A 12,370-nucleotide genomic window follows, 5' to 3' on the forward strand; every position below is an offset into this window, starting at 1 on the left:
CATAAAGGGAGCCTTGATCAAATCCTGCGGCGGCCGCCTGTATCCCTGTGTCGGGTCGAGGGCACAGACCCCCCGGACAGGCGTTGGTCGATCAATAGATCCAGAGCTCGGCGCGTCGGCGTCTCTGAAGCGACAAAGCGCCAGGCCGCGCCGTCTTCGGCGCCCTCCAGACGCAAGCCCCGACGTTCGCACTCCGCCAGGAGTTCAGGGTGCGCGTCCTGGCAGGCAATGGCCTGCAAGGGGGCGGCCTCCCGTGGCTGACAGGACAGGGACCCGGGTCTTGGCGGCGGGTAGAGCAGACGTTGGGGCCGCCGCCACCAGCCGGTCTCGGTTGCGAGCGCCATATCGGTGTCGCCATCCAGGGCCAGGTCCCTCACCAGCGCCGCCAGGGCCGTTTTACGGGGGACGCCTTCCGAGATGTCGAAGGCGCCGGTTTCGTAGCGGCCGTCCGCGCGAGTCAGGAGACTGTCCCAATCGAAACTGCCCAGAAGATTCCAGACGGTCACGGCCTCCACCTTCGCCCCCGACCGGCGGACGTCCAGCGCCGCCGACCAGCATTCGTGGAGCCAGCGCAACTGTTCTTCGCGGGTGCAGCCGAGGTGGCATTCGGTGACGACGATGGGTCTGCGGTAGCGGCGCCAAAGCGCTTGCAGATGAGCGCTCCAGCCCGGCGGGGCGGGGTCGATGACACGCACCGCCTCGACGTCTGCGTAGGCGAGGCGTCCGTTTCCTCCGTGAAGCGACACGGGATAGCGTTCCAGCCGGTGGTCCAGAAGACGATCACTGGTGAGGTAGTGATTGAGGCCGATCACCGGGGGGCAGGGATCCGTTGAGATGGCGTCCAGACGAGGGCCGAATCCCATGTGGGCGAGGTGGGGGTAAAGATCGTGCTCGGGCGTCACCCGTCCGCAGAGCAGGTCCCAGGTCATCAGCCTTCGACGGTTCTCATGATCAGCCTGGTCCTGGCAGGGCGGCGTGGCGAAGGTCCGGCCGAAATCCTCGGTCTGGATCAGGCGGGCCTCCGGTATGATCCGCCGGATCTCGCGCATGGCGCAGCGCACGGCGTCGACCTGATTAAGGAGGGCGAGCCAGAAAGAGCGTTCGTCTCGAAGATGGGGATGCCACAGGCCGTAGAGGGTGCTGAAGCGCGCCGTGGTCAGGGGTTCGTTCACCGGGCACCAGTCTCGGATCCAGGGATAACGCCTTGCAGCCGCGCCCGCGAAGCGCGCCAGACCCGATGCGAAGTTCGGATCCAGGAGATCGGTCCAGGCCGGGCCCGACCCGTGATGAACCAGGCCGGCGGTCACGCCCATGCCCAGCGCCCGTATGCGGCCAAGCCTCCGATCCGCCCAGCTCCAGTCGAGGACCCCCCGGGAGAGTTCCGTTCTTTCCCAAAGCACGGGATAGCGCAGCGCCTTGAGACCAAGAGCGGCGAACCGGTCCAGATCGTCCTCCCTTTCCTCATGTCCGCTCAGGACGGTCTGATCTCGAAACGTCTCGCCGACCCGGTTCAATGAGCATTCGTGACCGCCCCAGATTTCCAGGGGCTTTTGTTCAGGCGACATGGGCGTGGGCGGCGGCGGGGCCGAAGCGGGGATGCAGCCGCCAGGCCAGGGCGGTTTCGACGATGTCGTCTATCTCCGTAAACCTCGGCGTCCAGTCCAGGCGAAGGCGCGCCAGGCCTGGGTCCGCCACAAGGACAGGAGGATCACCGGCGCGCCGCGGCGCGGCCTCCCAGGGCACGGGGCGGCCGGTCGTCCGCTCCACGGCGGCGATGACCTCCAGCACAGATAGTCCCCTGCCCAGTCCGAGGTTCATTGCGAGGAAACCGGCTTCACCCGCCGGAACCGTGAGGGCCTTGACGTGCGCGCGCGCGAGGTCGGCGACATGGATGAAATCTCGCACGCAGGCGCCGTCGCGCGTCGGGAAGTCCAGGCCGAAGACCTTGAGCGGAGGACCGAAGCCAAGCGCGGCCTCAAGGGCGAGGGGGATCAGGTGGCTCTCTGGCTGATGGGCCTCGCCGAGTTCTCCCTCCGGGTCCGCACCCGAGGCGTTGAAATAGCGCAGGGCCACGCCTTCCACGCCGTGAGCTCGGGCATGGGCGGCGATCAGGCGTTCTGCCGCCAGCTTGCTGTCGCCGTAGGGATTGATGGGAGAGGTCGCCGCCCTTTCGTCCAGAAGCGCGGCGCCGGCCTGCCCGTAGACGGCGGCGGTGGAAGAGAAGACGATCCGCCGCACGCCATTGGCGCGCATGGCGGCGAGGACCGAGGCGACGCCGTTGAGGTTCACGTCCCAGAAGGTCGCCGGATCCTGGACGGATCGACCCACCTCGATCAGGCCGGCGAAGTGGATCACGCCCTGCACGCCATGTCGCTTCATGCAGGTGCTCAGGGCGGCGCTGTCGCGCACGTCGCCCGTTACAAGGGGACCGTATCTGACGGCGTCGCGATGACCGTTGCTCAGATCGTCGAACACCACGGGTTCAAAGCCGGCGGCCGCGAGCGCCTTGCAGGCATGAGCGCCGATATAGCCCGCGCCGCCCGTCACCAGTATGGATTTCATCAGATACCTCCGTTGCCAGAGGGGAAGAGACCACGCCGCCCTGATGTTGCCAGTGTCCGATCCACGACTTGTGCACGCCTGGTCCCGGGCTCGACGGAGCGGCGGGTAGAGAGCGGTCGCACATGAGTGCTAGCGACGCGACCTTTAGGTCCGGGTTGAGGCCGCCGTGGAGCGGGTGTCGCCGCCAGCGTTCTGGCCCGCGCGGAAGATCCTAATGGGCTTCTTTTCTTCGAGACCGTCGGAGCGTCCGTCCGTGCGGGCCGGCGCCGTCACTGTGGGATCTGTATTTTCCTCGGGATGCGTGCTGTTCGGCTTGTCAGGGCGGGGGGGCATGGCGTCCTCGCTTGCAGGGGCTTGAAGTCAACCCGTCCAAGGACCAACCGGTTCCGGTCGCGCCCGGTATTAGAATGGCGCGGGAATGAGCGGCCCGCAAACCGCGCTGAGGTTAGCCGCCTGGACGAGGCCGGGCAGATCCTGCAGTGCGGTGCGTCCTGTCCGGTAGTCTACGAGAACGTTGCGTCGCAGCTGCTGCAGCGTACGGTTCATGTGGACCGCGCTCAGACCGAGGATGTCAGCGAGCACGTCCTGCGTCAGGGGAAGGTGGAGGGCGCCGTTGCGCGCGGACCCGAGACGGACCTGCCGCTCATGCAGCTCGAGCAGCAGGTGGGCCGTACGTTCGTAGGCGTTGAGCCGTCCGAGCCGGATGACCTGGCGCGCCAATCGAAGGCGTTCCGCTGTCCGGCAGCGCCGCCACGCTTCCTTCAGCGGGGAGGCCAGGGCCCCGGGTTCGGAAAGCATGGTCCAGAAGGCGGTGGCGTCCACCGTGACGATTTCGGTCAGAGCCCAGACCTGGAGATCGGCGTCCACCGATCCCGAGGCCACAATCACGTCGCCGGGCAGGCTGAGACCGACGATCTGACGTCGTCCGTCGTTCAGCATGGCTCCCCTCGCGATCCAGCCGCTCGCCACCAGTCGGGCCTGGTTGCGCTCAGGATCCATGGGAATCGCGGCGCCAGACGGCTGCTGCTGGGGCGCGCTCATGAAGCTGCTGCGGATCAGGGCCGTCCCCTCGATCCCCACGGGCGCGAAGCTGGCCAGCATACGCTCCAGGGGAGCGGTGAGCCGTGCTTCAAGACCTATATCCGACTGATTCTTCATGGCCTTCGACCAACAGCATGGCTTCGGCGCTCAGTTCTTCACATAGGTTGGTTTTTCGCGTGTTTCGCGCAGGCGGAAAGTTAAAATCAGACGCCGCCGAAGCGCCGCTGTCCCAGAACTCGCCTTCAAGACAGACGGCAGGACGGGAGTCGCGCCCAGCCCGTCGGAGAGAAGCTCCGGCGCTGGGGCCAATGGCTCCAGGGCGGGACGGGATGAGGCTGTCGCGGGGCGTCCAAAAATCCTAGTGAAGCATGTGGGCGTCCGCGACCGTAAACGCGAGGCAGAGATCCGCGGCCAGGCCCACGAGCACGTGGCGGGTCGCGCCGTGGGAGGGCGGAAGCACGGGCAGGCATCTTCCGTAAAAAAGCCCAGCTGTTGAGGCTTGATTATGTAGTCGTCGAAAGCGCGCTGCGTCTCGTCCTGAGGACGGCGGCAATCCCGACAATGTCGGAGTGGGCCATGATCATTCTGGCGTGGCCTGGTGGAAGTGGCGGCCGCCCAAGTTCGACGGCGGCGCGTCGCTTTACCTGGGCCTTATGTCGCACGGCTCTCTCTGAAACGGGACAGTTCGGCCTCATTTGCCGGGATCAGGGCTGATAGCCTTCCTCGGCACATGAAAGGCACGACGACGTGAAAGAATCCAAGGGGAAGGCCAAGAAGGTCCAGCCGAAGACCAATGCATCCAACCCAAGCGTGAAGGGCCTGATCGACAAGATCCCAGCCGGCGGCTCGAAGAAGCCCAAGTAATCCCAAGGCCCTCTGGAAACGGCCGCCCTTTTTTTGGCTATCGTCGGTGCAGCAACCCTGTCGCCACGGGATGCCGGCGGGCGACGCTGGTCGAAACCCAGACCAAGACCGCTGTCGACGCGAGTATGCTGGATACAAGCCCGCCAACCGCCAACAGCCCGCCGTTGGACAGTTTAATGCGCGACGCGATGCGGACCTTGCCCGCTCGAACGATCAGGGCGGCGCTGTTGGTTTGCGTTTCGCTCATGCGATCCTCCTCTCGGGTTACCCAAACCGGCCTTCGCTAGCTTCGTTCCGCCTGACCATATTCGGCCCTACGGGAATGGCTGGATCAGGGATGGATGGGATCGACGCGGTTACGGTTCACTGCCTCGGCAATGTCATCAAGATCACCGCCGATTTCGAAGGTCTCGCCTGATGTGAGCGTCAAGAACGTTCTGTCCGTGCCGAGCGTTGCGAGCTTGACTACATGCTCCGGGCAGATCCAGACCTTGCCGCCATCCTTCGACGCGATTGCTATCAGCTTGGCCATGCCTTTCTCCTTTAATGACGAGGCGTGCATGAGCCTCGCAAGATGACAATAGGAGCCTCCCCCGGTCGCAATGAAAAGCCCTCGTAGGCTTCTTCCCCGCCTAACGGCGCAGCTGCTGCTAGCGCTCCATTCGCGGCTGCCGATGCCAAGTCCGCCGACCGCCTGGAAGCCGCCGGCATCGCCGAGCGCGTGAAGGGTGAGACCACGGTCAAACCCAGGAAGCTTGGTGTGTCCAAAGCCGCCGCCCGACCTTCTTGAAATCAGCGTCGCCAACATCGACCGGTTCGCCCCGGCGCCCGACCTCACCCTATGGATCGAAGAGACGACATGCGGGAATCAGCCGCCGACGTAGCGATCGAATTCCTGGAGATAGCGAATCTTCAATCGGTCCTGGTCCTCGGCATGGGCCTTCAGGTGGAGAAACCAGCCGTGCTCTTCCTCATACATATGAGTGAGGACGGCGCCCTCGACATGCTCCCACTTGTCGAGCCAGGCGTCCGAGTTCGGGTTAAGGGTCTCAAGTTCGGCCATCTGCATCTTGGCGGCGGTCTGCTCGCTATAGGCCAGGCCAGCCTGGCTCTTGTGGCCGTGGCGGGCCATGGCCGGATAAAGAACCAGTTCCTCAGCGAGGCTGTGACCATTGAGGACAAGGGCCAGGGCATCGCGCGCCGCCAGACGCTCCGCGCCCGAGGCCGCCTGTCGACCGGTTCGGAAGGCCGCCCTGATCGCTTCATGGTGATCCAGTGCCGTAGACAGCCAGTCCCCGGCCACCGCGGCCTCACGCGCCGCCGCCGTGGCCTCCGCCCTCTTTTCCGCCGAAGGCGCAGGCGTGATGGCGGCGATGGCCTTGTCGATGACGGACATGTCGTTCTTCTCCCTAGGCTTCAGACAGGCCTAACGATCCGCACAAAGGCCGGTAGGCTGAGACCGGAAGCCGACACAGCCGGGGCCCGTCCGTCAGACGGTGACGACCGCGCCGACGGCGGCGATGCGTTCGACCTCGGCGTAGGAGGCCCGGGCGAGGCTGGCCCCGAAAACGTCAGGATCAATCTCCTCATAGACCAGATGCGCCCCACACCGGCGCGCCAGGCTCGTGAGGGCGGCGCGCACCAAATCCTCGCCAGCCACGACCGGGGCGCCGGTATAGAGCAGGAGGCGGCCGCCGGGCGCGAGGCGGGAGAGGGCTTCGTTCGCCCATGCCAGAGCGACCTCCGCCCCGTACTGACCGCCGCCGTCGCGGTACAGCCGTCCGCTGCGACCCTCCATGTAAGGCGGGTTGGCCGCGATCAGGTCCCAGACGCCCTCAACGGGAAAGCCGCCCGGGCGGAGGTCGACCAGAAGATCGGCGTGCCGGGCGTTGAGACGACAGAGGCGAAGGGCTTGGGAATTGATGTCGGTGGCGACGACAGCGGCTTGCGGGTTGAGGGCGGCGATCGCAAGAGCTCCGGCCCCGGCGCCCACCCCTATCTCGAGGGCCTTTCCCCACGCGGCGCCGGACAGGGTCTGGCGCAGGAAACGGACGTAGCGATAGCTGTCCGGGCCCAGGAAGACAGCCTGGTCGTCCGCAGAGCAGGCGGAATGCAGGTGAAGGCGTCCGTCCAGCCGGCTCACGCGAAGCCGGGCGCGCAAGCCGTCGGCGTCTTCCCTGAGGGCGTCGGCCTCCGTCAGAACGTCCAGAAGCCAATCGGGCGCGGCTTCGGGATCAAAGACCCGGCCCCAGCCGAGAATGTCCCGAAGGATGTCCGCCCCTCGCGCCCGCCGTCGTCGCGCGACCAGGCCATGGGTGGCCGGGGTGGGCGAGACGAAATGATATCCGGCGGCCTCCAGGCGAGAAAGCAGATCAAGAAGGGCGAGGTCGGCGGGCGTGAAGGCCTGCGCCGTCACGCGGAGCGACGTACGGGCGAGGCGCCCCAAAGCTGGGTCCGGTAGGCGTCATAACAACGGGCGCCGGCCATCAGCCGCATGATCGCGCCTTCAGCCAGGGCGCGGACGCACTCTGGCCGCTCCGCCGCAAGCGGACGAAGCACCTCCTCGTTCCAGGCTTCGGAATGGGCGATGTCCAAGGTGGCGTGAAGGGCGAAGTATTTGCGCTCCACGCCAACGCCGAGCCGTTTCAGCCCCTCCGCCACATGGGCGGCTCTCCAGGGCGCCGTGAGTTCGACCGCCCCCAAGGCCCCGAGAGCGTGATAGGCGTAGCGTCTCTGGGTGGAGAAGGCGACGAGCGTATTGCCGAGCGCAAGGGACGGCCAGACCGTCTCATCAATCCTGGGATTGAGGTCGAGCGCTGCGGCGAGACGGTCCAGCATGGGGCCGTGCATGCCGGCCTCCGACCCGCGACCCATTTCGTCCCAATAGTTGCGCGCCAGCTCGAGCTTGGGACGGGCCGGCATCTTGACCTGGGCCATGGCCACGAGATCCTCGAAACCGGCTTCACCGGCCACCTCCTGGAGCAGGAACCAGCGCATCTCCTCCATCGACGCCGTCTCGGCCAGCCAGGGAAAGAGCGGATCCGCCTCGCCGGGGCCGGATCCCTTGAGCGCCTCGAACCAGGCGACGAAGGCGTCGGCGGTGGAAGGAAGGTCGGCGAGCAAGGGCGCGGCCTCGGCCCGGGCGCGTTCGATGAAATCGCCCTCGACCAGCATCATCTCCGCATCGTGGCGGAGGTCGTCACGCCATGCAGGGCGCGGCGTGGCTGGGGCGAGGCGACGGTGGTTCCAGTGCGCCAACCGGCGATGAAAACCCGCCGGGTCCGAGGGTTCGGGGGCGGGGAGCGGGGCTGGGCCCTCTGGCGACATGAAAGGCTCCTGTGACTTGGGACTGCCATACGCCTTGCCGCGACCCAGGGTTCCCGAAGGGGCGCGAGGCCGCGAAATCCCTGGCTCCGTGTCGGGTTTCAGACAGTGGAACTGGGTTAGGGACAGTCGGTTCATCCAGTCCTTCAGGGAGGCGCCGAGTGAAACAGGCTGGATTTGGATGGACGATCAGCCAGGTCGGGGAGACCTGGAACTGGGCCGTGACGGACCCGGGAGACGGGGCGGCCCTTGTCGGCGGGCAGGCCCCGTCGCGCGCCGTCGCCGCGGCCATGGTGGTTCGCGCCTTGGTGCGCGGCTTGACCGAGCAAGCGCCGCGCGAGCTGGCTGCATGAGCATGATGACGACGGCGACGGGCGAGCGGGCGATGCAGGTCCTTGAGCGGAGCCTTTACCGCGGCCCTCATCTGTACAGCGCAAGGCCCATGGCGCGGATCCGCCTGGATCTAGGGCGGATGGAGGACTGGCCGACCGATCGGCTGGGCGACTTCACGGCCCGCCTGCTGGAGGCGCTTCCGGGTCTGCACCGGCACGGATGCTGCTACGGCGAGCCGGGCGGATTTGTCCGTCGTCTGCGCGACGGGACCTGGTTCGGCCATGTCGTGGAGCATGTCGCCCTTGAACTGCAGACCCGCGCAGGGACCCCTGTCACCCGCGGCAAGACGCGTTCTGTCCGGGGTCGCGCGGGCGTCTACGACATCCTATTCACCTATCGCGATGAGACGACGGCCCTCCTGGCGGGACGACTGGCCCTCCAGCTTTGCGACGCCCTGCTGCCGGAGACCCTCGCCGGAATCGGCGGTCTGGACCGGGTCTGCGCGGACAGCCTGGATTCCCGCCTGCCAGGCGCGGCGGGCGCCGACGCGGCCGTGGCTATCCTCCGGGACGCGGTGCGCCGGACCGCGTTCGGACCCTCGACCCAGGCCTTGGTCGACGCCGCGCGCCGCAGAGGGATTCCTGTCGAACGCCTCAACACCGGCAGCCTCCTGCGCCTGGGCTGGGGCGCCCGGCAAAGACGGCTCCGCGCCAGCGTGACGGACCGTACAGGCCTGATCTCAGCCGAACTGGCGGGCGACAAGGCTCAAGCCAAGGCCCTGCTCGAGGCGGTTGGCTGTCCGACTGCGCGCGGAGAGGTGGTCCGCACCGCGGACGAGGCCGCCGCCGCCGCCGCCCGCCTGGGCGGCAGGGTCGTGGTCAAGCCGCTCGACGGCAACCACGGAAGGGGGGTGACGACAGGCCTGGACTCGGCCGAGGCGGTCAGGAAGGCCTTCGCCCTGGCCGCGCCTCACGGACGGCGGGTCATCGTCGAGCAGGAGCTTCCGGGCCGGGACTACCGCGTCCTGGTGATCGACGGCAGGGTCGTCGCCGTCGCCGAGCGCCGCCCGCCCTGCATCGAGGGCGACGGGCGCCGGTCGGTGGCCGAACTGGTCGAAGAGGTCAACGCCGATCCGCGCCGGGGGGTCGGCCACGAGAACAGCCTGACCCTGATCCGTCTCGACGAGGAGGCGCTGACCCTCCTCGCCCGCCAGGGTTTGACGCCCGAGAGCGTCCCCGAGCCCGGCGCCAGGGTCCTGCTGCGTACCGCCGCCAACCTCTCGTCAGGCGGGACGGCGACGGATCGGACCGATGAGATTCACCCGGCCAACGCCGCCATCGCCCGGCGGGCGGCCCTGGCCCTGGGCCTGGACGTCGCCGGAGTGGATCTACTGGCGCCGGACATCCGCCGCTCGGTGCGCGATACGGGCGGGGGGGTGGTCGAGGTCAATGCGGCGCCGGGATTGCGCATGCATCTGGCGCCCTCGGAGGGGGAGGCGCGAGACGTCGCCCGACCCGTCATCGACATGATGTTCCCGCGGGGCGCCCCGTCCCGCATCCCCGTCATCGCGGTGACGGGCACCAACGGGAAGTCGACCGTGGGCCGGATGATCGCCCATGTGCTCCGAGCGGAAGGCCGGGTCGTGGGCCTGACCAACACCAGCGGCGTCTATGTCGACGGAGAGAGAATCCGCGCCGGCGACGCCAGCGGCCCGCGCAGCGCTCGGATGGTGCTCAATGATCCGGTCGTCGACGTCGCGGTGCTGGAGTGCGCCCGGGGCGGCATCCTCCGCGAGGGCCTCGCCTTTGATCGCTGCGACGTCGGCTGCGTCCTCAACGTCCAGCCTGACCATCTGGGGCTCAAGGGGGTGGACACGCTGGAGGACCTGGCGAAGGTCAAGTCAGTGGTGGCCGAGGCCGTGTCCCGTCGGGGGCTGAGCGTCCTCAATGCTGATGATCCCCTGACCCTGCGCATGGCGCGCCATGCCGGAGGCCGGGTCTGCTGGTTCTCCATGCGGGGCGGCGCCGAGACGCCGGGTTTCCTGCTCAAGCATGTGGCCGAAGGCGGCGCCGCAGTCCTCTATGACGCTTCAAGCGGCGTGCTCGATCTTCACGACCGGGGCGAGCCTCGCCGGCTGGGCCATGCTGCCGACCTGCCCTCGACCCTGGGCGGCGCGGCCGCCTTCAATGTGGCGAACATCCTGGCGGCCGCGGCCGCCTGCTACGGGGTAGGCGTGCCCCCCGAGCGGATCGGGCCGGCCCTGGCCAGCTTCACATCCAGCTATGAGCAGAATCCCGGTCGTCTCAACATCTGCGACCAGCACGGCTTCCGGGTCATTATGGATTATGCCCACAATCCGGACGGCCTCCGGGCGCTCGGCGCCCTCGTGGCCGCGACCCGGCCAGCCGGCGGCCGGACCATCGCCATGATCAGCATCCCCGGCGACCGGAGGACGCAGGAGATCGTCGCAATGGGCGAGATCAGCGCAGGCTTCTTCGACGAGGTCGTCTTCAGGGAGACGCCCGACAACCGCGGTCGGCCCGCCGGAGAAGTGATCCGCCTTCTCGCCGAGGGCGCGCTGCGCAGCGGAGCGGACGCGTCGCGTTTCCGCGGCGTGCAGAAGGAGGAGGAGGCGGTGGCGGCATGCCTTGAAGCGGCGCGACCCGGGGACCTCGTTGTCCTGACGCCGACCCGTATCGAAGCGGTCTGGGAACAGATCCTGGCCTTTCGTCCCACCTTCCCGTCCTCGGCCCAGGGCCTGAATGCGCCGGGCGTCATCCTGGAGCCTCCTCATGGGTAAAGGTCCCCTGATCATCATCGGCGGCCATGAGGACAAGACCGGCGAGCGGGTCATCCTCAGCGAGGTGGCTCGCCGTCTCGAGGGGGGCAGGCTGGTGATAGCGACCATCGCCTCCCATGAGCCCGAAGGCTATTTCGACAGCTATCGGAAAGGCTTCAGTGGCCTCGGCGTCGGGGAGCTGATCGAGCTCTACGTCGAGGACCGGGCCGAAAGCCATGACCAGGATGTTCTCGATGTTTTTGACGGCGCCGCGGGGGTCTTCTTCAGCGGCGGCGACCAGCTCAGGCTCGCTAGCCAGATCGGCGACACGCCGATCGAGCGACGCATACGGGATCTTCATGCGCGCGGCGGCCTCATCGCAGGAACATCTGCAGGGGCTTCGGTGATGAGCGAGACCATGCTGGTCAAGGGACCTAGCGCGGAATCCTATCGGATCGGCGAGGTGCACATGGCCCCGGGACTCGGCCTGCTCCCCAATGTCATCATCGACCAGCATTTCGCCGAAAGGGGAAGGTTCGGGCGGCTGCTGGGGGCAGTGGCCCACAATCCGCGCCTCATGGGGCTGGGGATTGACGAGAACACGGCCGTAGTGGTCGAGCAAGGAGAGCTGCGGGTGCTTGGCGACGGCGCCGTCTACGTCGTCGACGGTGAGAACGCGACTCATTCCAATATTTCGGAAGGCGGCGCCGAGGACGCCCTGTCCATGTTTGACGTGCGCCTCCACGTCTTGTCGCGGGGCGACGGCTTGGACCTGGATCTCCGTCGTCCGCAGCGTGCGGTTCCGGAAGGCAAGGGCGGAAGCGCCGATCCGCAGTGACCTGAACCCGACACGTCGGCTCCGTCGCCGGTCGCGGGGGTTAGCCTTCTGTACCGATTGCAGGAAGGAACGCCGACATGACCAATGCAGACGACATCTGGCGCGACGTCTTCGTCACGGGCCTCAAGAACGCCCACGCCGTGGAAAATCAGGCCCTGGCCCTGATGGATCGCCAGATCGACCGGGCCTTGAACTTCACCGAGGTCGCCGACCGGTTGAAAGCCCATCGTCTTGAGACGGAGGGTCAGATCGTCCGTCTGGAGACCTTGCTGGCGGGGTTCGACGAGACGCCGTCCGGGCTGAAGGACGCCGCGCTGTCGCTTGGCGGCAATCTGGCGGCCATCGGCCACAGCTTCGCCGAAGATGAGATTCTGAAGAACGCCTTCGCCAACTACGCCTTCGAAAATTTCGAGGCGGCCTCCTATCGGGCCCTGATCCTACTGGCCGAGAGCGGGGGTTACGCGGCGGCTTATGACCCTCTCAAGGCCACCCTGGAGGAGGAGTTGCGCATGGCGCGCTGGGTCGACGAAAGCCTGCCCATACTGGTCGAAAAACACCTCCAACTGAGACGCGCCGGCGAAAACGCCAGCCGCTGAGCTGTCAGGCCGTCTTCGACACCATTTACATCG

Annotated in this window: 12 protein-coding genes; 4 read left to right on the forward strand and 8 right to left on the reverse strand. The window is 67.1% G+C overall.

Translation table 11 applies throughout. The annotated features are described in order from the left end of the window. Nucleotides 1-17: 17 nt before the first annotated feature. The 8 genes from ACOZBP_RS08755 to ACOZBP_RS08790 all read right to left on the reverse strand — a co-directional run bounded on the left by ACOZBP_RS08755 (nt 18) and on the right by ACOZBP_RS08790 (nt 7,794). Nucleotides 18-1,565 (reverse strand): hypothetical protein, encoded by a 1,548-nt coding sequence (locus ACOZBP_RS08755; protein ID WP_422676037.1) that lies wholly within the window; start codon nt 1,563-1,565, stop codon nt 18-20. Continuing rightward, complete coding sequence (gene galE, locus ACOZBP_RS08760) at nt 1,555-2,562, reverse strand: UDP-glucose 4-epimerase GalE (RefSeq protein ID WP_422676038.1); 1,008 nt, start codon at nt 2,560-2,562, stop codon at nt 1,555-1,557. The genes ACOZBP_RS08755 and galE overlap by 11 nt, the downstream gene beginning before the upstream one ends. A 402-nt stretch (nt 2,563-2,964) precedes the next feature. Then, on the reverse strand, nt 2,965-3,663 hold the full coding sequence (locus tag ACOZBP_RS08765) for a Crp/Fnr family transcriptional regulator (RefSeq protein WP_422676039.1): 699 nt from the start codon (nt 3,661-3,663) through the stop codon (nt 2,965-2,967). An 841-nt stretch (nt 3,664-4,504) separates the two neighbouring features. Then, the gene (locus tag ACOZBP_RS08770; RefSeq protein ID WP_422676040.1) at nt 4,505-4,714 is read right to left on the reverse strand and encodes a hypothetical protein; all 210 of its coding nucleotides are present in this window, start codon (nt 4,712-4,714) and stop codon (nt 4,505-4,507) included. 84 nt (nt 4,715-4,798) lie between these two features. Further along, entirely contained in the window at nt 4,799-4,999 is a 201-nt protein-coding gene (locus ACOZBP_RS08775; protein WP_422676041.1) for a hypothetical protein, read from the reverse strand. 336 nt (nt 5,000-5,335) lie between these two features. Next, on the reverse strand, nt 5,336-5,863 hold the full coding sequence (locus tag ACOZBP_RS08780; RefSeq protein ID WP_422676042.1) for a hemerythrin domain-containing protein: 528 nt from the start codon (nt 5,861-5,863) through the stop codon (nt 5,336-5,338). A gap of 93 nt (nt 5,864-5,956) precedes the next feature. Continuing rightward, complete coding sequence (locus tag ACOZBP_RS08785; RefSeq protein ID WP_422676043.1) at nt 5,957-6,913, reverse strand: methyltransferase; 957 nt, start codon at nt 6,911-6,913, stop codon at nt 5,957-5,959. Further along, on the reverse strand, nt 6,880-7,794 hold the full coding sequence (locus ACOZBP_RS08790) for an iron-containing redox enzyme family protein (protein ID WP_422676044.1): 915 nt from the start codon (nt 7,792-7,794) through the stop codon (nt 6,880-6,882). The genes ACOZBP_RS08785 and ACOZBP_RS08790 overlap by 34 nt, the downstream gene beginning before the upstream one ends. Before the next feature lie 158 nt (nt 7,795-7,952). On the opposite strand from ACOZBP_RS08790, the gene ACOZBP_RS08795 reads away from it, so the two are divergent. From ACOZBP_RS08795 to ACOZBP_RS08810, 4 genes are all read left to right on the forward strand, one after another. After that, on the forward strand, nt 7,953-8,144 hold the full coding sequence (locus ACOZBP_RS08795) for a hypothetical protein (protein WP_422676045.1): 192 nt from the start codon (nt 7,953-7,955) through the stop codon (nt 8,142-8,144). Further along, nucleotides 8,141-10,924 (forward strand): cyanophycin synthetase, encoded by a 2,784-nt coding sequence (gene cphA, locus ACOZBP_RS08800; RefSeq protein WP_422676046.1) that lies wholly within the window; start codon nt 8,141-8,143, stop codon nt 10,922-10,924. The genes ACOZBP_RS08795 and cphA overlap by 4 nt, the downstream gene beginning before the upstream one ends. After that, nucleotides 10,917-11,741 carry a cyanophycinase gene (locus tag ACOZBP_RS08805; protein ID WP_422676047.1) on the forward strand — a complete coding sequence of 275 codons (825 nt, stop codon included), beginning with the start codon at nt 10,917-10,919 and terminating at the stop codon, nt 11,739-11,741. Before cphA ends, ACOZBP_RS08805 begins: the two co-directional genes overlap by 8 nt. Before the next feature lie 77 nt (nt 11,742-11,818). Next, the gene (locus ACOZBP_RS08810) at nt 11,819-12,337 is read left to right on the forward strand and encodes a ferritin-like domain-containing protein (RefSeq protein ID WP_422676048.1); all 519 of its coding nucleotides are present in this window, start codon (nt 11,819-11,821) and stop codon (nt 12,335-12,337) included. The last annotated feature ends 33 nt before the right edge of the window (nt 12,338-12,370 follow it).

The sequence above is a fragment of the Brevundimonas sp. NPDC058933 genome (assembly GCF_049315965.1).
GTDB lineage: Bacteria > Pseudomonadota > Alphaproteobacteria > Caulobacterales > Caulobacteraceae > Brevundimonas.

Excerpts from the sequence above, each read along its gene's own strand:
- ACOZBP_RS08790 (WP_422676044.1), bottom strand. The coding sequence starts at position 7,794 with ATGTCGCCAGAGGGCCCAGCCCCGCTCCCCGCCCCCGAACCCTCGGAC.
- ACOZBP_RS08765 (WP_422676039.1), bottom strand. The coding sequence starts at position 3,663 with ATGCTGGCCAGCTTCGCGCCCGTGGGGATCGAGGGGACGGCCCTGATC.
- ACOZBP_RS08780 (WP_422676042.1), bottom strand. The coding sequence starts at position 5,863 with ATGTCCGTCATCGACAAGGCCATCGCCGCCATCACGCCTGCGCCTTCG.
- ACOZBP_RS08755 (WP_422676037.1), bottom strand. The coding sequence starts at position 1,565 with ATGTCGCCTGAACAAAAGCCCCTGGAAATCTGGGGCGGTCACGAATGC.
- galE (WP_422676038.1), bottom strand. The coding sequence starts at position 2,562 with ATGAAATCCATACTGGTGACGGGCGGCGCGGGCTATATCGGCGCTCAT.
- ACOZBP_RS08810 (WP_422676048.1), top strand. The coding sequence starts at position 11,819 with ATGACCAATGCAGACGACATCTGGCGCGACGTCTTCGTCACGGGCCTC.
- ACOZBP_RS08805 (WP_422676047.1), top strand. The coding sequence starts at position 10,917 with ATGGGTAAAGGTCCCCTGATCATCATCGGCGGCCATGAGGACAAGACC.
- ACOZBP_RS08770 (WP_422676040.1), bottom strand. The coding sequence starts at position 4,714 with ATGAGCGAAACGCAAACCAACAGCGCCGCCCTGATCGTTCGAGCGGGC.
- cphA (WP_422676046.1), top strand. The coding sequence starts at position 8,141 with ATGAGCATGATGACGACGGCGACGGGCGAGCGGGCGATGCAGGTCCTT.
- ACOZBP_RS08775 (WP_422676041.1), bottom strand. The coding sequence starts at position 4,999 with ATGGCCAAGCTGATAGCAATCGCGTCGAAGGATGGCGGCAAGGTCTGG.